This window comes from Qipengyuania sp. ASV99, from assembly GCF_047872805.1.
GTDB lineage: Bacteria > Pseudomonadota > Alphaproteobacteria > Sphingomonadales > Sphingomonadaceae > Erythrobacter.
This window is the reverse complement of sequence record NZ_JBLQUK010000002.1, coordinates 224,837-246,516: the sequence shown is the minus strand read 5'-3', so window position 1 is coordinate 246,516 and position 21,680 is coordinate 224,837. Positions and strand designations below refer to the sequence as shown.

At 61.0% G+C, this 21,680-nt stretch carries 17 protein-coding genes; 9 read left to right on the top strand and 8 right to left on the bottom strand.

The annotated features are described in order from the left end of the window. The first annotated feature begins 317 nt into the window (after window positions 1-317). A complete protein-coding gene (locus ACM64M_RS05075) occupies window positions 318-2,189 on the top strand; it encodes an ABC-F family ATP-binding cassette domain-containing protein (RefSeq protein ID WP_416227576.1) in 1,872 nt (623 codons plus the stop codon). A gap of 7 nt (window positions 2,190-2,196) precedes the next feature. On the opposite strand, the gene ACM64M_RS05070 is transcribed toward ACM64M_RS05075, so the two are convergent. The 3 genes from ACM64M_RS05070 to ACM64M_RS05060 all read right to left on the bottom strand — a co-directional run bounded on the left by ACM64M_RS05070 (window position 2,197) and on the right by ACM64M_RS05060 (window position 5,093). After that, window positions 2,197-2,856: a potassium channel family protein gene (locus tag ACM64M_RS05070; RefSeq protein WP_416227575.1), complete on the bottom strand. Its 660-nt coding sequence runs from the start codon at window positions 2,854-2,856 to the stop codon at window positions 2,197-2,199. Then, complete coding sequence (locus ACM64M_RS05065) at window positions 2,846-4,174, bottom strand: TrkH family potassium uptake protein (protein ID WP_416227574.1); 1,329 nt, start codon at window positions 4,172-4,174, stop codon at window positions 2,846-2,848. Before ACM64M_RS05065 ends, ACM64M_RS05070 begins: the two co-directional genes overlap by 11 nt. A gap of 100 nt (window positions 4,175-4,274) precedes the next feature. Then, the gene (locus ACM64M_RS05060; protein ID WP_416227573.1) at window positions 4,275-5,093 is read right to left on the bottom strand and encodes a universal stress protein; all 819 of its coding nucleotides are present in this window, start codon (window positions 5,091-5,093) and stop codon (window positions 4,275-4,277) included. Window positions 5,094-5,220: 127 nt separating this feature from the next. Here ACM64M_RS05060 and ACM64M_RS05055 point away from each other — a divergent pair, with 127 nt between their 5' ends. After that, window positions 5,221-6,762: a carotenoid oxygenase family protein gene (locus ACM64M_RS05055; RefSeq protein ID WP_416227572.1), complete on the top strand. Its 1,542-nt coding sequence runs from the start codon at window positions 5,221-5,223 to the stop codon at window positions 6,760-6,762. Here ACM64M_RS05055 and ACM64M_RS05050 read toward each other — a convergent pair. Next, complete coding sequence (locus ACM64M_RS05050; protein ID WP_416227571.1) at window positions 6,759-7,067, bottom strand: S24/S26 family peptidase; 309 nt, start codon at window positions 7,065-7,067, stop codon at window positions 6,759-6,761. The genes ACM64M_RS05055 and ACM64M_RS05050 overlap by 4 nt on opposite strands. Before the next feature lie 216 nt (window positions 7,068-7,283). Between ACM64M_RS05050 and ACM64M_RS05045 the strand changes: the two genes are divergently transcribed. After that, complete coding sequence (locus tag ACM64M_RS05045) at window positions 7,284-7,895, top strand: superoxide dismutase (RefSeq protein WP_416227570.1); 612 nt, start codon at window positions 7,284-7,286, stop codon at window positions 7,893-7,895. A gap of 98 nt (window positions 7,896-7,993) precedes the next feature. Here ACM64M_RS05045 and ACM64M_RS05040 read toward each other — a convergent pair whose 3' ends face one another. Next, window positions 7,994-8,659, bottom strand: coding sequence for a TetR/AcrR family transcriptional regulator (locus ACM64M_RS05040; protein ID WP_416227569.1), 666 nt, complete (start codon window positions 8,657-8,659; stop codon window positions 7,994-7,996). Window positions 8,660-8,776: 117 nt separating this feature from the next. On the opposite strand from ACM64M_RS05040, the gene ACM64M_RS05035 reads away from it, so the two are divergent. Continuing rightward, window positions 8,777-11,149, top strand: coding sequence for a TonB-dependent receptor (locus ACM64M_RS05035; RefSeq protein WP_416227568.1), 2,373 nt, complete (start codon window positions 8,777-8,779; stop codon window positions 11,147-11,149). 3 nt (window positions 11,150-11,152) lie between these two features. Here the strand turns inward: ACM64M_RS05035 and ACM64M_RS05030 are convergent, their stop codons facing one another. Both ACM64M_RS05030 and uvrC read right to left on the bottom strand, forming a co-directional pair. Next, the gene (locus ACM64M_RS05030; protein ID WP_416227567.1) at window positions 11,153-11,836 is read right to left on the bottom strand and encodes a DUF6445 family protein; all 684 of its coding nucleotides are present in this window, start codon (window positions 11,834-11,836) and stop codon (window positions 11,153-11,155) included. 9 nt (window positions 11,837-11,845) lie between these two features. Beyond that, window positions 11,846-13,786 (bottom strand): excinuclease ABC subunit UvrC, encoded by a 1,941-nt coding sequence (uvrC, locus tag ACM64M_RS05025; RefSeq protein ID WP_416227566.1) that lies wholly within the window; start codon window positions 13,784-13,786, stop codon window positions 11,846-11,848. Window positions 13,787-13,851: 65 nt separating this feature from the next. Here uvrC and ACM64M_RS05020 point away from each other — a divergent pair, with 65 nt between their 5' ends. The 3 genes from ACM64M_RS05020 to ACM64M_RS05010 all read left to right on the top strand — a co-directional run bounded on the left by ACM64M_RS05020 (window position 13,852) and on the right by ACM64M_RS05010 (window position 17,687). Then, window positions 13,852-15,039, top strand: coding sequence for an NAD(P)/FAD-dependent oxidoreductase (locus tag ACM64M_RS05020; RefSeq protein ID WP_416227565.1), 1,188 nt, complete (start codon window positions 13,852-13,854; stop codon window positions 15,037-15,039). A gap of 195 nt (window positions 15,040-15,234) precedes the next feature. Beyond that, window positions 15,235-16,854 carry a WS/DGAT/MGAT family O-acyltransferase gene (locus tag ACM64M_RS05015; RefSeq protein WP_416227564.1) on the top strand — a complete coding sequence of 540 codons (1,620 nt, stop codon included), beginning with the start codon at window positions 15,235-15,237 and terminating at the stop codon, window positions 16,852-16,854. Beyond that, window positions 16,854-17,687 (top strand): esterase/lipase family protein, encoded by an 834-nt coding sequence (locus tag ACM64M_RS05010; RefSeq protein ID WP_416227563.1) that lies wholly within the window; start codon window positions 16,854-16,856, stop codon window positions 17,685-17,687. The genes ACM64M_RS05015 and ACM64M_RS05010 overlap by 1 nt, the downstream gene beginning before the upstream one ends. A gap of 10 nt (window positions 17,688-17,697) precedes the next feature. Here ACM64M_RS05010 and ACM64M_RS05005 read toward each other — a convergent pair whose 3' ends face one another. Continuing rightward, window positions 17,698-20,577 (bottom strand): hypothetical protein, encoded by a 2,880-nt coding sequence (locus ACM64M_RS05005; RefSeq protein WP_416227562.1) that lies wholly within the window; start codon window positions 20,575-20,577, stop codon window positions 17,698-17,700. A 243-nt stretch (window positions 20,578-20,820) separates the two neighbouring features. Here ACM64M_RS05005 and infA point away from each other — a divergent pair, with 243 nt between their 5' ends. Next, a complete protein-coding gene (gene infA / locus ACM64M_RS05000; protein ID WP_416227561.1) occupies window positions 20,821-21,078 on the top strand; it encodes a translation initiation factor IF-1 in 258 nt (85 codons plus the stop codon). A 10-nt stretch (window positions 21,079-21,088) separates the two neighbouring features. Then, the gene (locus tag ACM64M_RS04995; protein WP_416227560.1) at window positions 21,089-21,661 is read left to right on the top strand and encodes a Maf family protein; all 573 of its coding nucleotides are present in this window, start codon (window positions 21,089-21,091) and stop codon (window positions 21,659-21,661) included. Window positions 21,662-21,680: the final 19 nt, after the last annotated feature.

Below are 21,680 nucleotides of genomic sequence, written 5' to 3'. Positions count from 1 at the left end.
GCGCACCTCCCCCTGACACACCTGACACACCTGACACACTGTCCAGAGAGCGAATTCTCCTCGATCGAAAGACGTGCCTTTGATCGGAATAAACGATCAGGCAAACACCCGGGGCCGGACGATTTGAAAGAGCAATCTGCGCCATACGCGATTGCTGCGCTGTAGGAAAATTGGAACTGCCGGACTTCTGCCGAACGCCGTAAGCACACGCCCCCTAGGGGCAGCGATTGGGGCTTCACCTCATGCTTGGCATGAACATGTAAGGCGACCGGAGAATTCCATTGGGCAGCGCCGGATAGGCTGTTAAGGGCGCGCGCATGCTTACGATTGACGGTGTCACAGTGCGGCTTGGCGGCCGGACCATTCTTGAACGCGCCAGCGCGACCGTGCCGGTGGGCGCGCGGGTCGGGCTGATCGGCCGCAACGGCGCTGGCAAATCGACCCTGATGAAGGCGCTGATCGGAGAGATTGAACCCGATGACGGCGAAATCAGCAAGCCTTCGCGCGCGCAAATCGGTTATATCGCGCAGGAAGCGCCCAGCGGCGCGATGACACCCGAAGAGATCGTGCTCGCCTCCGCCACCGAACGCGCAAGCCTGCTGGCCGAACTGGAAACCTGCACCGACATGGACCGCATGGGCGACGTGCATGAACGCCTGTTGGCGATTGACGCCTACAGCGCCCCGGCGCGCGCAGCCAAGATCTTGAACGGACTGGGTTTTGACGAGGAAATGCAGCAGCGCCCCGTCGACAGTTTTTCAGGCGGGTGGAAAATGCGCATTGCCCTTGGCGCGTTGTTGTTTTCCGAACCCGACATCCTGCTGCTTGACGAGCCTTCCAACCACCTCGATTTGGAAGCGACATTGTGGCTGGAAAACTTCCTCAAATCCTATCCCGCCACGCTGGTGGTGATCAGCCACGAACGCGACCTGCTTAACAAGGTGGTCGATCACATTCTCCACCTGCAAGGCGGGAAACTGACGCTGTATCCGGGCGGTTATGATGCGTTTGAAAAACAGCGGGCCGAGCGCGCCGCGCAGCTCGCCTCGGCCAAGGCATCGCAGGATGCGCAGCGCGCGCGGCTGCAGGATTACGTCGCCCGCAACAGCGCGCGCGCCTCGACCGCCAAGCAGGCGCAATCGCGCGCCAAGATGCTCGCCAAGATGCAGCCCATCGCCGCGATGATGGAAGACCCGACGCTGAGCTTCGATTTCCCCGATCCCGCCGAATTGCGCTCCCCAATGATCACACTGGAAAATGCGGCGGTGGGATATGGCGAAGCGCCGCCGATCCTTAAGCGGTTGAATTTCCGGATTGAGGCCGATGACCGGATTGCGCTGCTCGGCCGCAATGGCAATGGCAAGACCACGCTGGCGCGGCTGCTCGCCTCGCAGCTTTCCCCGGCAGAAGGCGCGGTGAATGCACCGGGCAAGCTTAAGGTCGGATATTTCACGCAGTATCAGGTCGAAGAACTGGCGGGTGAGGACACCCCGCTCGATCTGATGAACCGCGCGATGGACGGGCAATCGCCGGGCGCGGTGCGCGCGCAGCTTGGCCGTTTCGGGTTCTCTGGGGCGCGGGCGCAGACACGGGTGGACAAACTGTCGGGCGGCGAACGCGCGCGGCTGGCGCTGGCGCTGATCACGCGCGATGCGCCGCATCTGCTGATTCTGGACGAACCGACCAATCACCTTGATGTCGACGCGCGCGAGGCTTTAATTCAGGCGCTCAACACTTACACCGGCGCGGTGATTCTGATCAGCCATGATCGGCACATGGTCGAATTGACCGCCGACCGGCTGGTGCTGGTCGATGGCGGCACTGCCCGCGAATATGCGGGCAGCATGGATGATTATATTGATTTCATCCTTGGGCGGAATCAGCCCAAGGATGCTCGCGGCGGGAAATCGCGCGGGGGCCGCGGGTCAAACGGAGCCAACCCTGCGCCAGACATTCACGCGGCCCAGTCGGAATTGAAAAAGGCGGAGAACACCATCGCCCATTTCACCGCCGAGGTGGAGCGGCTTGACCGGCGAATCCTTGCCCTGAGCAGCGAGGCAGGCGGCGATACGGGCAAGAAGATGCAAAGCCTCCTGACGAAACGCGCCGAAGCCGCCGACACCTTGGTCGTGGCCGAGGAAAGATGGCTGGCCGCCGGTGCCGCGCTGGAGGGAGCCGACGGGGGTTGATCCGCATTCAGATTGCGGAAAACCGTTCAATATCCTTGATCTGGCCCGAAACCACCAATTCGTCGTCAGGGAAGATGATCGTGTCGGGGACTGCATGGATGAATGCCTCACCGGCGCGCTTAACACCGACCACCGTGATCGCATATTTCTTGCGGCACGCGCTCGTGATCAGCGGGAGGCCCACAATCGGGGCCGGAGCGGCCAATCTCGCAATCGCGAACTCATCCCCGAATGCGATGAAATCGAGCAGCCTTTCATTGAGCAGATGCGCCACACGTTCGCCCATTCGCTGTTCGGGGAAGACCACATGGGTCGCGCCGATCCGTTCCAGAATGCGAGCATGCCGTTGATTGGTGGCCTTGGCCCAGATATTGGACAGTCCCAGATCAGCCAGCGCCAGCACCGTCAAAACGCTGGCTTCGATATCGCTGCCAATGGCGACGACCGCCGCTTCGAAATCGGCGGCGCCAAGTTGTTTCAGCACAGCGCCATCAGTGCAGTCGGCCTCCACCACCTTGGTCAGATCGCCGGAATATTCCTGCACCAGATGCGCATCGGTATCGATGCCCAGCACCTCGCTGCCCATATTGGTGAGCGTCCGGGCCACTGCGCCGCCAAAGCGGCCCAGCCCAACAACCAAAACGGGTTTGCGTTTGTCAGCCGACAATGAGGTTCTCCTTTGGGAAACGGTAGGATCGCGGTGTTCGTCCAACGGCAAGCGCAGTGGCGAAAGTGATTGTGCCCACCCGACCAATAAACATCAGCAGCACGATCACCAACTGCGCGCTCGGCGGCAGGTCAGCGGTTATGCCGGTAGAAAGGCCAACGGTCGAAAAGGCCGAAACGGTCTCGAACAGAATATCTGGCAATGGCAGGTCGGTAATCGAAGAGATATAGATTGTGGCACCGAACACCAGGCTCGCAGCTATGATCACCACTGTCAGCGCCTGTCTTTCAATCTCGCTGCCAAAGCGGCGGTCGAACAATCCGGCATCGCGGCGTCCCAGCACTTCGGACAGCACGATGGCGAACAACACGATGAAAGTCGTCACCTTGATTCCGCCCGCCGTGCCTGCACTGCCCCCGCCGATGAACATCAGCAGATAGTTCACCATCAAGGTCTGGTCGTGGAACGCGCCGACATCCAGACTGTTGAAACCGGCCGTACGCGGCATCACCGAATGAAACGCGGCGTTCAGCAGCTTGCCCCCGATACCCATCGGGCCAAGCGTCGCATCATTGGTCCACTCCATCGCAAGGATGGTGATAAACCCCAGCGCCAGCAGCGCGATTGTGCCCCAGACAGTCACCTTGGAATGCAGCGACCAGCGCCGCCAATTGAAGCGTTTGTCGCGCAAGTCCTGCATCACCGGAAAGCCGAGCGCGGTCAGGATCACCGCCAGCATGATCGGCACCAGGATCACCGGATCGGACTGATACCCCATCACGCTGTCCGAATGGGTCGAAAAACCTGCGTTGTTAAACGCGCTGACCGCATGGAACACACCGTGCCAGACAGCACAGCCTAGGCTCATGTCGTAAAAGGTCATCATCCGCAATGTAAGGATCAAGGCGACCAGCGTCTCAACCGTGATGGTGATGGCAAAAACCAGCTTGAGCACCGAGGCCGCGTCGCCGGTCTCCAGTCGTCCGCGCTCGACCTGCGTGGCCATCCGATCATGCAAGCCAAACCCGCGGCCCGCCATAAGGCCGAACAGCGTGGCGGCCGTCATGATGCCGAGGCCGCCAATCTGGAACATCAGCAGGATCGCCGCCTGCCCGAGCGGCGACCAGTAACTGCCGGTATCGACCACCACCAAACCCGTCACCGCGACGGCAGATGTGGCGGTAAACAGCGCCGTGAGAAAGGGAGCGGAGGTGCCGTCGGCAGTGGCGAAAGGAAGACTGAGCACCAGTGTTCCAACCGCAATGGCGAACAAGAACAGGCTTGGCACCAGCCTGATCGGGTTGCTCAGCGACTTCATCCCATCGCAATGGCCGAGCTTCTCGCGCAACGCAACATCTGTTGGAACGGCGATACAAGCGGCGAGATTCTCTTCGGACAGCGCCTGCCCGCCCGGTCCCTCAATGCGCCAGTAAGATTGGCATCTGCGGGTCGCTCAAAATCCGCCTGGTGACCCCGCCCAGCAGCATTTCCGCCAGACGTGAGTGGCCATAGGCACCCATCACCATCATCCCGCAATCGTGCAGTTGCGCGGCAGAAAACAGCGTGTCGGCAACCTTCGCCTCGCCGCGCGGGATTTCGGATATTTCAGCAGCAATGCCATGTCCGCTCAAATATCTCGCGCCTTCGCTGGCGGAGAAATCGAAGCGGGTCTTTTCCTCATTATCGGTGACGCAGGCCAAATACACCTGGCTAGACAGCGCCAGCAGCGGCACCGCCGCGCGCAGGGCGACGCAGACTTCGGATGACCCGTTCCATGCGATCAGCACCGGCGCACTGACATCCAGCCGTTTGGTATCGCCGGGCACCACCAGCACCGGCGTAGGAGCCTTTAGAGCTAGCTCGCCTGCCATGGCAGAGGGGCCAAGCGCGCCCTCCTCGCCGACGTCATGCGGGCCAACGATGATGATATCGTGCAGCGCCGATTGTTCGAGCAGGCGGTGTTCTGCGATGCCGTGGAAGAAACGCCATTCCCACGAGACATCTTCGTTGGCGAGGTCGGCTTCGATCTTTGCGCGCAATTTCTCAGCCGCCTCCCGGATATGCGGGATCGCCGCTGCCATTGCCGAACCGTAGAAATCGCCGGGGGCAAAGACATCATAACTGACCGCCTGCAAGCAGGTGATGTGGCCGCCGGTGGCGCGGGCAATATCCATGGCCACTTGCAGACGCGCTTCCATGCAATGGTCGCTGTCGATGTGAAGCAGGATCGTTTTCATCGGGGCTCTCCTTGGTTGCTCTTCACAATGGTCCGCCCGCCGGGATGAGTCTTTGATCGGGATCAATATTGCCCACGCTTTGCGCATTGCCGCGCATCGGCTATTCTGGCGATCAAGGGAGAGACACATGCCAATCACGCGCCATCCGCCGGTCAAGATCAGCCTACAGCCGTCGAACCACCCCTACCTTTCGGGCGCATGGACACCGTGCCACGAAGAAGTGGACGTTGACAAGCTGGAGGTAACTTACGGCGCGATCCCGGCAGATATTGACGGGGTCTATCTGCGCAACACCGAAAACCCGGTGCATCAGCCGCTGGGCCGCCATCACCCCTTTGATGGCGATGCGATGGTGCATCAGGTGAGCATTTCCGGAGGCAAAGCGAGCTATCGCAACCGCTTCATTCGCACGCATTGCTTTGAACAGGAGCAGATCGCCGGCAGTGCGCTGTGGGGCGGGTTGATGGACCCGCATGGCACGAGCCTACGCCCCGGCTTTGGCGCGCATGGCGGGCTAAAGGACACCGGCAGCACCGACATCATTGTTCATGCCGGGGTGGCCTATGCAACGCTGTATCAATGCGGAGAGGCATGGATGCTCGACCCGGTGACGCTCGACAATCTGGGCAAGGCGCCCTGGGGGCCGCTGGACGGGGTTTCTGCCCATCCCAAGGTCGATGAGGAGACGGGCGAACTGATGTTCTTCAATTACTCGAAACACGCGCCTTATATGCATTACGGCGTGGTCGACCGGGCGGGCAGGCTGGTGCATTATGTGCCGATCCCGCTGCCGGGACCGCGCCTGCCGCATGATATGGCGAACACGAAAAACTGGTCGATCCTGAATGACATGCCGCTGTACTGGGACGCTGTTCTGCTGGAGCGGAACATCCACGCGGCGCGCATACACGAAGGGGTGCCGACCCGCTTTGCGCTGATTCCGCGCCGGGGGCAGCCGGGGGATATTCGCTGGTTCGAAGCCTCGCCCACCTATGTGCTGCACTGGACCAACGCCTATGAAGTTTCGGGTCCAGACGGCGATGAAGTGGTGCTTGAGGGGTATTATCAGGACAAGCCGATGCCCGATCCAATCGCGGAGGCTGGCCAATACAGTCATATGATGGCCTATGTTGACGAACATTCTTTCCAGAGCCGGCTGCACCGCTGGCGGTTTAACCTGGCCACGGGGGAATGCCGCGAGGAACGGCTGTCGGACCGGATCGTCGAATTCGGGATGATCAACCCCGATTATCTGATGCAGCAGAACCGCTATATCTGGTCCACCACCACGCGGCCCGGCTGGTTTCTGTTCAACGGTTATGTCCGCCACGACACCGAAACCGGGGAGGAACAGGTCTTCACCCTGCCCGAAGGCGTCTATGCCAGCGAAAGCCCGATGGTGCCGCGCAAGCCCGCCTCAAGTAGCGAAGCGGTAGGCAGACAAGGTCTCGCGACCAAGGAGGATGAAGGCTACCTTGTCACTTTCCTGATCGACGAGAACACCGGCACATCCGAACTGGCCATCCTTGATGCAAGCGATGTGAGCAAGGGCCCGATCTGCCGCGCGCGTTTGCCGCACAAGATTTCAAGCGGCGTGCATTCGGTCTGGGTGGATCATGGGCAATTGCGCGCCGATGCCGAATTCAGGCGCGACCCCATCGCCGCCTAACTTTTTAGTGTCCAGCCCTTGAACAGCTTCGCCACCAACGTGCCCTTGATATAGCGCCCTTCAATCGCGCCGAGACGCAATTCGCTTTCCGCATCCGGGGTTGCGCCGCGCAGCGAATAGCGTCCGTTGATGGTGACGGCGGCACAGGTTTTTACCAGCGTCCCGAATTCCGGGTGTTTAACGAGGACAATATCGCCCTTGGACACTTTGCGCTTGCGCCGGAACAGCGCAATCGACCGATGCGGCAAGACGCGGCCCATGCGCTTGCCGTTCACCAGAACCAGGCTGAAGCCCAGCAAGTCCAAGACATCTACCCCTGCGACGGGCGCGTTCTGACGCTGCCCTATTATTTCGATCCCAGTCCATGGCACGAAGCGCGGTTAGCTGCAATTGCCTGAAAGCGGCTAACCACAAGCAAGCCAAGGCAATTCGAGGGTGTGCTTTCAATCCGGCGCTGCAACCATTATGTGGCCCTTGCGTTGAGTTTACATACCCCAACCCAAAGACGAGAGGGACATACAATGGCATTCAAACTTATCGACCTGCCCTATGCCGACACCGCGCTTGCTCCGGCGATTTCAGCCGAAACGCTGTCGTTCCACTATGGCAAGCATCACCAGACCTATATCGACAAGATGAACGCCGCGATCGAAGGTACAGATCATGCCAACGCGTCGATGGAAACAATCGTCGCCGCTGCTCGCGGCAGCAATCAGGGCCTGTTCAACAATGCCGCGCAAAGCTGGAACCATGCGTTCTACTGGCATTCGATGGCAGCCAGCGAAACCGCCCCTTCGGATGAATTGAAGGCCAAGATTGACGAGGCTTTTGGTTCGGTCGACGCGCTCAAAGAACAATTGAAGGCACGCGGCGTTGGCCATTTTGCCAGCGGCTGGGTGTGGCTCGCGGAAAAGGACGGCAAACTGTCGATCGAGGAAACCCACGATGGCGACACGCTGGCCGACAGCGATTTCAACCCGCTGCTGACCGTGGATGTGTGGGAACACGCTTATTACCTCGACCACCAGAACAAGCGCCCGGCCTATCTCGACGCGGTTGTCGATGGAAAGCTGAACTGGGCGTTTGCCAGCGAAAACCTCGCACGCGGCAGCGCCTGGACCTATCCGAACTGAACCAAGCGCAAAGAATGCAGCGTTTCAGCCAACCCCGCTTCGCACCATGCGAGGCGGGGTCTTTCGCTAGACCCGCCGCCACATGCTTGGTTTAGCGATCAGCGCGCCAGGATTCCTCGCGCCAGCATGGCGTTGACGGTCGCTGCGATCTGATCGAAGTCCTGCCCCGGTTCGCCGGACCCGGCCGCACCGGATTGGCCTTCCCATACCGAAAACCGCAGGCCGATAAAAACGTTCATACCCATCACTGCCCAGGCTTCGATCTCGCCCAGCCCAGCGCGCAATTCGCCCGCCGCCGATCCCGCCTCCAAACGCCCCCTTATACGCTCCGCAACGGTTTCATAATGCGCGCGGTAGCTGGCCGGATCGACAAATTCGGCCTCGTCGATGATGCGGTAAACCTCTTTATGTTCGTGGGCGAATTCGAGAAAGGCGGTCAAGGCGGCGCGCTCAATTTCCAAGGCGCCCATATCCTCACGCAGCGCCTGCCGCGCGCTGGTTTTGACCGCATCGCTCATATCCGCGACCAAGGCGCGAAACAGCGCGTCCTTGCTGTCGAAATAGGTATAGAACGTGCCCAGCGCCACGCCTGCACGGCGCGTGATTGAACTGACCGAGGCTTCGTGAAAGCCCCTCTCGCCAAACTCTATCGCCGATGCATCGAGCAGCTTGCGCAAGGTCCGGCGACCGCGATCGGTGCGCGGAACCTTGGCCTCGCTGGCCTGTGCATTGGCCTCAGCATTGGTCCCGGTTGGAACATCCATCCTTTATCCTTCCGCCAGCAGGATTAAGCGCTGAGAGCATCATGCACAAGACGGAACTTGAAAGTTGGTTCAACTTTCAATATTGGTCATCGTCAATAAGGTTTGGGAGAGAAGCCAATGACCAATTCAATGCATATGACCTCGATTCGCGCGCCCATTCCCGGTCGCGCGCTGCTGTTGTCCGGCTGCGCCGCGATTGCGACCTTCGCCGCCCCCGCCGCAGCGCAGGGACAAGCCACGAACGCCGCCGAGATTGCGGAAGAAACGCAAGGCAATGGCATCCTCGTCACCGCCCGGCGGCGTGCAGAACGCCTGCAGGATGTGCCGCTGTCGGTGACCGCGATCACCGGCGAAGCGCTGGAACAGCAAGGCGTGCAGGAAATCACCCAGATCGCCCAGCAAGTGCCCAACATCACGCTGGAAGTCAGCCGCGGCACCAACACCACGCTCACCGCCTTCATTCGCGGTGTCGGTCAACAGGACCCGGTTGCCGGGTTTGAAGCGGGCGTCGGCCTGTATGTCGATGACGTCTATCTCAACCGCCCGCAGGCCGCCGTGCTCGATGTCTATGATGTCGAACGGATCGAGGTGCTGCGCGGTCCGCAAGGGACTTTGTATGGCCGCAACACGATCGGCGGCGCGATCAAATATGTGACCGCTGAACTGCCCGACGAAACCAGTCTGTCGGTGCGCGGCACCTATGGCTCCTACGATCAGGCCGATCTGATCGTCACCGGCTCCACCCCGCTGACCGACACGCTGACCATCGGTGCCAGCGGGGCGCGGCTGTCCCGCGGCGGGTTTGGCGACAATCTCAACCTGGGCACAGAGAATTACAACAAGGACGTGTGGGCGGCGCGCGGCACGATTGAATTCGACAATGGCCCGGTTTTCGTCCGGCTGTCGGGCGATTATGTGAAGGACAACAGCGAAGCGCGGCAAGGCCACCGGCTGATCCCCGGCCTGCTGACCGGCGCGCCGGTGCTGGATGACGTGTTCGACACCCGCGCCGGGCTGAATGTCGTCGATCAGGAAGTCGAAGCCTATGGCGGCGCTCTGAACATCGCGGTCGAGCTGTCCGATACGATCACGCTGAAATCGATCACAGGCTACCGCGAAGACAGTTCCACCACGCCAATTGATTTCGACAGCCTGCCCGCCGGCGATCTGGACGTTCCCGCGATCTATGAAAACGATCAGTTCAGCCAGGAATTGCAGCTGGTTTACGAAGGCGAGCGACTGTCTGGCGTGCTGGGTGCCTATTACCTTGATGCCAGCGCCTTTACCGCCTTTGACGTTCTGCTCGCCAACACCGGGGCGTTGATCGGTCTGCCGGGGCTGAACGCGCAGACATTGGGCGATGTCGGGACCGAAACCTACAGCTTCTTCGGCGATTTCACCTATGAGCTGACCGACACGATCAGCGTCTCACTTGGCGGGCGTTACACCAATGACAAACGCACCAGCCGGGTGCTGCGCACGACCTTTATCGGCGGGTTCTCCGACCTGTTTATTCCCAATAGCCCTGCCGTGGCGATTGCCGTGACCAGCGATTTTCAAGGCAGCGCGACGTTCGAGGATTTCAACCCGCGCGCCTCGATCAGTTGGCAGCCCAACCGCGACCACACCGTCTATTTCACCTATTCGCAAGGGTTCAAGGGAGGCGGCTTTGACCCGCGCGGGCAGACCTCTGCGGCCCCTGATCTGGACGGTGACGGCGATATTGACGGCGCGGATCAGTTCGAATTCCTCAGCTTCGCCCCCGAAACGGTCGACAGCTATGAATTGGGGTGGAAAGCATCGCTGCTCGACAACCGTCTCAATATCTCGCTGGCCGGGTTCCTGGGCCAGTATGACGATGTCCAGATCCCCGGATCGGTGGGCGTCGACACCAATGGCGACGGGGTCAACGACAGCTTCATCGGGATCACCTCCAACGCCGCAAGCGCGGATGTGAACGGGTTTGAATTTGAAGGAAACGCATTGGTCGGTCGCGATTTTGCCGGGCCAGGCAGCCGTTTCAACGTCAATTGGTCGCTCGGCTATCTCGATGCCAAGTTCAACACCTTCATTGATGCTTTCGGGGTTGATGTGGCGGATCAACGGGTGTTCCAGAACACTCCTGACATCACCGCGCATATGGGCTTCAACCTTGGTATTCCAGCAGCGAACGGCATGCTTAACTTCCTCGGCAGCGCATCGCTGCGGTCGGATGCCAGCCAGTTTGAAACGCCTAATGCCTTCCTCGATCAGGATGGATTCGTGCTGGTGGATGCCGGGATTGTCTACAGCGATGACGAAGGGCGGTTCTCAATCGGCGCGCATGCCAAGAACCTGTTCGACAAGGAATATATCGTCGCAGGATACAATTTCGTGGCGGGCGGAACCGGCGGCGCGCCGTTTGTGCCGACATTGGGCCGCGAAGGGACGCTGACCGGCTTTTTTGGCGACCCGCGGCGGTTCTACGTCACTGCCGAAGTCAATTTCTAGCGCTCAGGCACCCAGCAGGAACATATTGACTGTCAGCCGGCCCTTGGCGGGGTCGGCTGATAGCGCGGCAGGGTCGGGAATGATCCCCGAATGCAATTGCCGCCCGCGATACAGCGCGAGCCGGTCCAACCGCGCCTCCACCGCACCGACCTGCTCGAACCGTTCGCTGTCACCTGCGGGATAGGCAGCGGGCGGTTCGCCATATTCATCGGCATCGGTTTGCAACGCTCCGAAATAGGCCGCCTCACGCGCCGGAGTGATCGCTTCAAAACCGGTGCGGCGATGGCGGTAAAACGCAGTGCCGCCGCTCTCCGGCCCATCGAGATAATGCATGATCGCAATCCGCCGCGCGTCGGAATGGTCGTGGTGCGGAATGCGTTGACTGGGTTTCAGCTCGGCTTCAGGCAGGGTGACTATCGAAAAGGCGCAAACTTCGCATTGTATGCCGCGCGTTATACCGAAGACCCGGCTGACGATCTGCATCATCAGATCGCGGCGCAGATCAAGATAGGACGGGTCCGCCAGCGCGCGCAGCCCCGGATAATCCGCGCCCGCCGATTGATAGTGCGCCGCCAGCCCCATTTGCCGCAACCGCTCAGGCTGCCCGGTGAAATTGTCGATAATCACCAGCGGTTCGCCCTCGCGGCCCACTTGCTGAACACTCACTTTGGCTTCGGGTAGTTGCATCGCCCCTCCCTACCCGCCTGCATGGTAAAAGTCATAGATTTGCCGCGCCACCGCCTCGCTAACGCCGGGCGCGCGTTTGAGGTCATCAAGCGCTGCGGCGCGGACCTTGCTCGCGGTGCCGAAATGCAGCAGCAGCGCGCGTTTGCGAGCCGGACCGATGCCGGGAATCTCGTCCAGGGGCGACGCAGTAATGCCCTTCGACCGCTTTGCCCGGTGCGCGCCGATGGCAAAACGGTGGACTTCATCGCGTAGCCGCTGGGCATAAAACAGCACCGGCGAATTGGTCGGCAATGTCTTTTCGCGCCCATCGGGAAAGTGGAAAACCTCGCGCCCCTCGCGCCCGTGATGCGGTCCCTTGGCGATGCCGACAACAGGAATCTCTTCCGCAAGGCCGTATTCACCAAGCACCTTCATCACGCTCGACAGCTGGCCCTTGCCGCCATCGATCAGGATGAGGTCGGGCAAGTCTCCCCCGGAATGGGGCGGGGGCTCCGCATAGGCCCGGAATCGCCGCTGCATCACTTCGCGCATCATCGCGAAATCATCGTTGGTCTGCGCGGTCTTGATGTTGAATTTGCGATATTGCGACTTTTCAAACCCTTCGGGGCTGGCGACCACCATCGCGCCGAGCGCTTGCGCGCCCTGAATATGGCTGTTGTCATAGATTTCGATGCGCTGCGGCAGCTCCTCCAATTCAAGGAATTCGGCCAGTTCACGATGGGTTTTCGCCTTGGTCCCGGTTTCCGCCAGTCGCCGTTCCAGCGCTTCCACCGCGTTGCGGCTCGCCTGCGCCAGCAATTTGCGCCGGTCGCCGCGCTGCGGGACGGACAGCGTGACCCGCCTTTCCGCAACTTTCGACAGCGCCGCCTCAATCAGCTCGCGCTCGGGCAATTCACGGTCGAGCAGCACGGTCGGCGGCGGCGGCACCTCTTCATAGAATTGCAGCATGACGCCCGAGAGCACCTGATCTTCCTCCACCTCCTTGGTATGGCTGGGGAAAAACGCGCGGTGACCCCAATTCTGCCCGCCGCGAATGAAGAACGCCTGCACTGCAATCTGACCGCCGCTGCTCGCCAAAGCGAATACATCGGCATCCCCAACCCCGCTGGCGTTGATCGCCTGCGAGCCCTGGATGAAAGTCGCCGCGCGCAGCCGGTCGCGCAGGATCGCGGCGGTTTCGAAATCGAGGTTTTCAGCCGCCGCCGCCATCTGCATTTCCAGATCGGCCTGCACCTTGCCCGAACGCCCTGCGAGAAATTCCTTCGCCTGCCGCACCAGCGCATCGTAATCCTGCACGCTCACGCGCCCCACACACGGGGCCGAACACCGCTTGATCTGGTACAGCAGGCAGGGCCGGTCGCGATTGTTGAAGAAACTGTCGGTGCAGGACCTCAGCAGGAACAGCTTTTGCAGCGCGTTAAGCGTGGTGTTGACGCTGCCTGCGCTGGCGAAGGGGCCATAGTAATTGCCCTTTGCGCGGCGCGCGCCGCGATGTTTCTGGATCCGGGGAAAATCATGATCGGCGCGCAGCAGGATAAAGGGAAAGCTTTTGTCATCGCGCAACAAGACATTGAAAGGCGGGCGGAAACGTTTGATGAGTTGCGCTTCCAAAAGCAACGCTTCGGCCTCCGAATTGGTGGTGATGATCTCCATGCTGCGGCACTGGCTGACCATCCGTTGTAGTCGCCCGGTCAGCCCGGCGATTTGCGTGTAATTGGCGACCCGCGCCTTCAGACTGCGGGCCTTGCCGACATACAGCACGTCGCCGCGCGCATCGACCATCCGGTAGACGCCCGGAACCGGCTTGAGCGTCTGTGCCACTTCGCGGATCGCGGCCACCCCCGCTTCCAGATTGGGCTGCGCGCTCGCCACGGTGTAGGCCGCGCGTTCTTCGTTAAAGCGCTCCGCTCCATGCGGGTTGTTCTGTGTGCCTGCCGGGGTTCTGGACATGGGGCACAGATAGGGACAGCAACGCGCAATTGGCAATCCGCCCTGCGCCGCCTATCGCCAGCACCATGAAAAATTATGATGTGATCGTGTTGGGCGCGGGCGCGGCTGGTTTGATGTGCGCCGCGCGCGCCGGACGGCGCGGTCTGCGGGTCGCGGTGCTTGAAAAGGCCGAAAAACCGGGCAAGAAGATCCTGATTTCAGGCGGCGGGCGCTGCAATTTCACCAATCTGGGAACCGGGCCGGGCAATTTCCTGTCCGCCAACCCGCATTTCGCCAAGTCAGCTCTGGCACGCTACACGCCGCGCGATTTTCTGACACTGGTCGAAAAGCACGGCATTGCCTGGCACGAAAAGACGCTGGGACAATTGTTCTGCGATGGGTCGGCAAAACAGATCGTGCAGATGTTGCTGGATGAGTGTCCCGACACTGTCGATGTGATCTGCAATGCAGATGTCAGCATGGTGGTGAAGGACGGCGATCTGTTCGGAGTCAGCGCGGGCGGCGAAAATTTCTCCGCCCCGGCCCTGGTCATTGCCACCGGCGGGCCGTCGATCCCCAAGATGGGCGCGACCGGCTTTGCCTATGATCTCGCCCGGCAATTCGGTCTGAAAATCGTCGAGCCGCGCCCCGCGCTCGTCCCGCTGACATTGGGCGAGGATGATCTGTTGTTCCGCGAATTGTCAGGCGTATCGGCCCCTGTTTTGGCACGAGCCGGAAAAACAAGGTTTGAAGAGGCAGCACTGTTCACGCATCGCGGCCTGTCCGGTCCGGCGATCCTGCAAATTTCTTCTTACTGGAGGCATGGAGAGGAGGTTGGAATAACCTTCCTGCCACAAGCCGACGCCGAGTGGCTGATCGAAATGAAGCGCGACAAACCGCGCGCCGGGCTGCGCGCTGCACTACGCGAGCATTTGCCCGACCGGCTCGCCGATGCACTGGCGATGAAATTGGGGATTGATGTCGAATTGGGAAATGTGCCCGACAAGGCGCTGCGAGCGGCGGGCGAAAGGCTGGCCGATTGGCGCTTTTCCCCGACCGGAACCGAGGGCTTTGCCAAGGCCGAAGTGACGATTGGCGGGATTTCCACTGCCGAACTTTCCAGCCGCACGATGGAAGCGCAGCGCGTCCCCGGCCTTTACGCAATTGGCGAAGCGGTGGACGTGACCGGGTGGCTGGGCGGCTACAACTTCCAATGGGCATGGGCCAGCGGCGTGGCGGCGGGTGAGGCGCTGGCTGACACAGGGTGCGCGTAATAATATTACACAAAATATGACATAAACGGCGCTTACGCGCGCGGAAACTTGTCACCGCTCTGAAACATCCTTACCTCTCTTTGTGAGAGCCCGAAAACGGGCCATACATCAAGAGCTGTCATATTGTTTTGACACTCGCCCGTACGCCGCCGCGTATGGGACCAGCGGGAGAGAACCTTGCGCCAATTGCAGGGCATGGATTCATCGTTCGTCGCGATGGAATCGCCAAATTCGCCGATGCACATCGGCAGTCTGCTGATCTATAATCCGGCAACGGCGCCGGGCGGGTTCGTCCGGTTCAAGGATATTCTGCAATTCTTTGAAAGCCGGATGCAATTGTCGAAAACCATGCGCCAGCGGCTGGTGCGGGTGCCGTTCGACCTCGATTATCCTTACTGGATCGAAGACCCCAATTTCGATCTCGAATATCACGTCCGCCACGTTGCGCTGCCAAAACCAGGCGACTGGCGGCAATTGTGCATTCAGACCGCGCGCATCCATTCGCGCCCGATGGACCTGACCCGCCCGCCATGGGAATTCACCGTGATCGAAGGGCTGGACAATGTCCGCGATTTTCCGGCGGGGTGCTGGGCATTCGTGACCAAGGTTCACCATTCGGCGATCGACGGGATGAGCGGGATTGACCTGATGGAGGCGCTCCACACGTTGTCGCCGCACACCGCTGCGCCCAATGCGCCCGATGAATGGAAGTCAGAGAAGATCCCCGGCCCGGTCGAATTGCTGGGCAAATCCTATATCAACGCGCTGCTCAATCCTTTGAAACAGGCGCAGGTCGCGGCGCAGGCCGTGCCGGGCGTGGCCGCCGCGATCAAGGGGCTGGTGGCGCGCGATTTCAAGCTCAGCACCGATCTGGTGCCGCCGCGCACCCGGTTTAACCGTTCGATTTCCCCGCACCGCGTGGTCGAAGGGCGCAGCTTTGATCTGAAAGAGTTCAAGTCGATCCGCGCACTGCTGCCGCAAGCAAAGGTCAACGACGTGGCAATTGCCGTGATTGGCGGCGCGCTTAACAAATATCTGACCGAGAAAGGCGACCTGCCCAAGGGCACCATGACCGCGATGGCGCCGATTTCGGTGCGTTCGGGCGATGAAAAGGGCGACATGGGCAATCAGGTGTCTGCCATGATCGCCCCGCTCGGTACGCATATTGCCGATCCGGCGGAACGGCTGGCCTATGTGTTTGCCCAGACCAGCAATTCCAAAGCGATGACAAACGCCATCGGCGCGCGCACCATGACCGAGGCCAGCAAGGTCAGCCCGGCGCTCTACATGGCACTGGGCGCGCAATTGTTTAACCGTGTGAGCCTTGCCCACCGTGTCATGCCGTTCAACACGGTGGTGACCAATGTGCCTGGCCCGCCGGTGCATATCTATTCGGCCGGGTCACGGCTTGAAAGCATGGCGCTGTCGCTTATCTGTCTAACCGACGGATTGGGGCTGGCGCATGTCGTGCAATCCTATGTCGACGAAGCCTATATAAGCTTCACCGCCTGCCGCGACATCATGCCCGATCCAGAGTATTACGCAGAGTGTCTGCAAGCCAGCTTTGACGAATTGCTGGCGGCGGCAAAAGCTGTGGACATGGCGCAACCCGCCTCGGTGACAGAGGCCAAGAAAGCTCCCGCGCCCGCACCGAAACCGGCGAGCAAACCGCGCGCGCCGGTCAAGGCCAAACCCCGCGTGGCGGCCAAAGCCGCGGCGAAGCCCAAACCCCCAGCGAAGCGCAAGCCGCGGCCGCAAACCAGAAAAACGATCAATCAGAAAACAGTGGGCAAGAGCCCCAAGGAGAGCAAATAATGGCGAGCATCGCCCCCAATTCAGGCGGCTTCAACGCTGCATTTTCCTCCGCGCAGAGCCCATCAGCAGCGGTGCCACCCAACCGGTTCTGGACGCTGACCGAAGGGCGCGCGATGTTTGAACTGGGCGCGTTCTTTGCGACCCGTCCGCTGCTCGGCACCTTGCCCAAAGGCGATGGCCATGCGGTGATGACCCTGCCGGGTTTTATGGCGTCAAACAGTTCGACTGTTCCGATGCGCGGGCTGCTGACGCGGCTGGGGTATGATGCACATGGATGGGATTCGGGCCGCAACGTGCGGGTCGACAATGCGCTGGTGCAGCGGCTCGAAAGCCAGCTAACCCGGCTGCATCACGCCAGTGGTCGGAAAGTCTCACTGATCGGCTGGAGCCTTGGCGGAGTGATTGCGCGCGAGTTGGCAAAGCTGCACCCGGACAAAGTGCGGCTGGTGATGAGCCTGGGCAGTCCGATCTCCAACGATCGCGGCCACACCAATGCGCGGCGCCTGTTCGAAATGCTCAACGGCGATCAGCCCGAACCGATGCAGAATGGCCGCTTCCTTGATCTGGATCAGGCGCCGCCAGTGCCGACCACTTCGGTGCTGACCAAGACCGACGGCATCGTCCATTGGCGCGGCAGCGTGCAGGCCGAAGGGACCGCCGGAAAGCACCCGAGCGAGAACATTCTGGTCCACGCCAGCCATTGCGGTCTGGGCGTCAACCCCAGCGTGATGGTGGCCATGGCCGACCGGCTGGCGCAGGAAGAAGGCGCGTGGAAGCCGTTCAAACCGAAACTGACCCACAGCTGGATGTTCCCTAAATTCAGCGCCAAGTGAGCCGGGATTCTTAGAAAAGCTTGCGAATATCGACCCCAACATACCGCCCGACCGGGTCGATCAGGAACGGCTGATAATTGATCGGCGTCTCTCCCGCCTCGTCGGTCACGCGGCGCTGAGCATCGAAAATATTGTCCGCACGCAGGCTGACCCGCAAGTTCTTGAGAATGCCATCGTTGCGTCCAACCAACTGGCCGATCTCGCTGAACACGCGCAGGTCGAATGTGGCAAGGTCAGCGAAGAAAATATCGCTCGACCCCGGCAGGCCCGATCCTTCGAGCCGGGTCTCACCCGTATAACGCGCCGAAACCCGCATCCCGACCCCGGCGCCAAAAATCCCCGCTTCCAGCCGCGATGTGTGGCGCGGCAGACCAAAGGCCGACGTCGCCTGCCCGCCAAGCTGATCGAGCGGCGCAAGCCCCGGCGCAATCAGAATCTGATTTTCCAGCTCGATCGCATGGTTGAGCGAGACGAAATAGCGAAAGCCCGAAAAATTCCGGCGTGCGAGCGGATTGAAGCCGGCTGGCGGCCCACCAGCACCACCCGGAGAGCCGCCCGCAGCAGCCTGCCCGCTGGCTTCGCCCGCGCAAAAGCGTTCGCGCAGGCCCGCAATGCGTTCTGCTGAAATGGCCCCATCATCGCCGCGCAGCCGGTCCAGCATTGGTCCGGCCATGGCGGGATCAAAGCCGGGCAGCTCGTCAGAAACATCTTCCCCTGCGTCAATCCGTGCCACGAGCGCGCGAATACGCGCCTCGCCATCATCGGCGCAGACGAGCGCTCGGAATGCGGCGAATTGCTCGCCGCGTGGGCCGCCAGGACGCGGTCCTCCTTCACGCGCTCCAGTTTGGCGAGGGCCTTCGGGACGCGCACCAGCGCCGCCCTGCCCGCCGCCCTGCCCGCCGCCCTGCCCGCCGCCTCGCCCGCGACCCATCCCGCCGCGTTCACCGTCTTCTTCGCTTGCTCCGAATGAGCCACGAAAATTGAGGTTAAAGTTGATCCTTTCGGCGCGCGTTTCGGCAAAGGTCACCGCGCGCCGGTCCACCGCGATTAGAGTGCCAGCGGCATTGCGCGTGATCCGGTCTGGAAAGGCCGCCTCGATCTCCTGTGTGATTTGCGGAAAGCCGCTGGTCACATCATCGGAACGGTTGCGGACATATTCGACCGTGAAGCGCGCGCCTTCCCAGAATGGAAGCTCCCAATTCGCGGCGAACTTCCAGTCGCGCTGCGTTTCAGCGAGGAGATCGGGGTTGCCGCCGGTGATGACGGTTGCGAGCACCGTCTCGCCGGTCGTGAAGTCAAACACCGATACGTTTTGCGTCACCACTTGCGGATCGCCCAGTGCGCTAAGCCCTGGCGCCACTTCGCGCTGGATATAGGTCGCGGAAAGATCAAGATTGTCGAACGGAGCCCAGTTCAGCCCTATCGTGTAATCGCCGAGCGTCCCAAAATCCGAAAGCCGGTTAAGCCCCAGTTGCGCGTTCAGGGTAAAACTTCCCAACGCATCGGCGAACCCGTTGCGGCGACTGGTTATCGGCACGACTATATTCACGCCCGTGGACAGGTCACCGCGCGTCAGATTGACAGGCAGGTTGGTGCGCGTGTCCGAACTTTCCAACCGGGTCCAGTCATAGCCGACATCGAACGTTGCAAGCACTTCACCACCGGGCAGCTGCGCCACCGGACCACGCAAGGTCGTGAGGTTCTGTGCGCTCAAAGTGCGGGTGAATGAGGTCTCGACCCCTGCCACGATCGAATCCGGCAGCGCTCCGTCGATCGCCAGCGTTCCGGCGAGCGCCTGCGCCTCAAGCTCGGCGGTATCGAAACGATTGTCGATGAAGCGGGTGGTTTCTGACAAGCCCGCATCAAAAGTGCTGGTGAGGCGGAAAGCGTTGACCGGCTTGGTCAGTGAACCGGACGCCTGAAAAACGTCCTGCGACGTGATTTGTTCAAGCGGCGTGTCCTCGCCAAAGGTTCTGAACGCGCTTTCCCCGGCGGCATTGGTCAGCAGCACAGTGTTCAAACCTTGCAGGCGGCGCGTGTCATTGCGTTCGTAATTGGCATTTGCGGACAGCGAAATGCCGGAATCGATGATCGCCTTGGCCCAGCTGATATTGCCTTCGAGGCTGCGGCTGTCCGCGATCAAACTGCGGAAACCTGCTTGTTCGGGATCGCCCGGCACGTCCGATATCGAACCCGGCGTCTGTATGATACCGCGTTCATCTTCGGTCAGCAGTGATGTATCATTCGCCTGAAAATTGACATTGATCCGCGCGCCGTCGGCGATTTGCAGAAAGCCCAATTCCTGCTCGCGCGTATAACTGTCCCCGCGTGAAGGGCCTTCAAACTCCAGCTCAACCTCGGCGTTGCGGTAATTGTCTTTCAAAATCAGGTTGATAACCCGGCGGTCTGGCGGAAAGCCAAAGCGCTGCGCGACCTCTTCGGGGAACACCTCGACTCGGTCCAGCGCCTCGGGCGGGTAATTGGAAAACTCGCGGAATGAACCGACGCGGATGCCGTTGATCAGGATCACCGGTTGCCCGCCGCCGCCGCGTCCGCGCGCAGAGCTGCTCTGGCTGCTGATCTGAGCGATCAGGTCGGCGATCGAGGTTACACCCTCGGCGGCAATATCTTCCTGTCCCAACTCCAGCAGCGGTGCCTGTTCCACATCGAGCGATCCGCGCGCCCGTGATGCTTGCACGATGATCTCGCCCGATCCGCTGGCAATGGCGTCTTGGTCCCGGTCTTCGCCGGAAATATCCTGATCGGAGGACCGCGCGGAATCGGTTCGCCGTTGTTCGTCCCCGGCAAAAGCGAGAAGTGGCTGCGCGGTCAATCCGGCAAGACAAACACCGGTCAGCAAACCGGCACGCGAAAGCAGTGAGAGGGTCATAGGGGCCATTTTGAGCAATCTGGGAGAGGGGGCAAGCGTCTGAATTGTATCGGCTTGCATCAAGCTGAACGGAAGGGCAGTTGGGTGTCCAATGCAAGGCGAATGCGGCGCGGCAAACAATGTTCCCTTACACGTGGACCATGCACCTAACGCACGAGGCTTCCCTTTTGTTCTCACCATCGCTAAACGGCGCGCCCAGACCGACGTAAGTTGTGCGCCGGCTCCCAAACTTAAAGGAATTACATGGCCAAGGAAGAACTTCTCGAAATGCGCGGGCGCGTCGTCGAGCTGCTGCCCAATGCGATGTTCCGGGTAGAGCTTGAAAACGGTCATGAAGTGCTCGGTCACACCGCAGGCAAGATGCGCAAGAACCGCATCCGCGTGCTGGTGGGTGACGAAGTGCTGTGCGAGCTGACGCCGTATGACCTGACCAAGGCGCGGATCACTTACCGGTTCATGCCGGGCCGCGGCGGTCCGGGCCAGAGCCCGGGTCCGCAATAATATCCGAAGGTTGAGCGCGCTCCGCCTTACACTGGCATCGGCATCGCCCCGGCGGCGCGACCTGCTTGCACGGCTGGGCGTGGAACCTGACGCCGTAGTCCCCGCCGACATTGACGAAACCCCGCTCAAGGATGAGCGTCCGCGCGACTATGCGTTGCGTATGGGGCGGGAGAAAGCGCTGACGGTCGACGCCACCGGTTTCGTGCTGGCGGGCGATACCGTGGTTGCCGCCGGTCGCCGCATCCTGCCCAAGACCGAGACGGAAAGCGACGCTCGCGATTGCCTCAAATTGCTTTCGGGCCGCCGCCACACTGTCTTTTCCAGCGTTGTCCTGCGCGCGCCCGACGGATCCTTGCGCGAACGGTTGAATGAGACCGCGGTGCGTTTCAAAGGCCTCTGTGACGAGGAAATCACCGCCTATCTTGCCAGCGGCGAATGGCGCGGCAAAGCGGGCGGATACGCTATCCAGGGCGCAGCAGAGGGCCTTGTCCAATGGATCAGAGGCAGCCATTCGGGTGTAATGGGCCTGCCGCTGTATGAAACACGCGCGCTGCTCAAATCGGCTGGGTTTGCGATTGGTTAAGAACCGCCCGGCCTGCGAT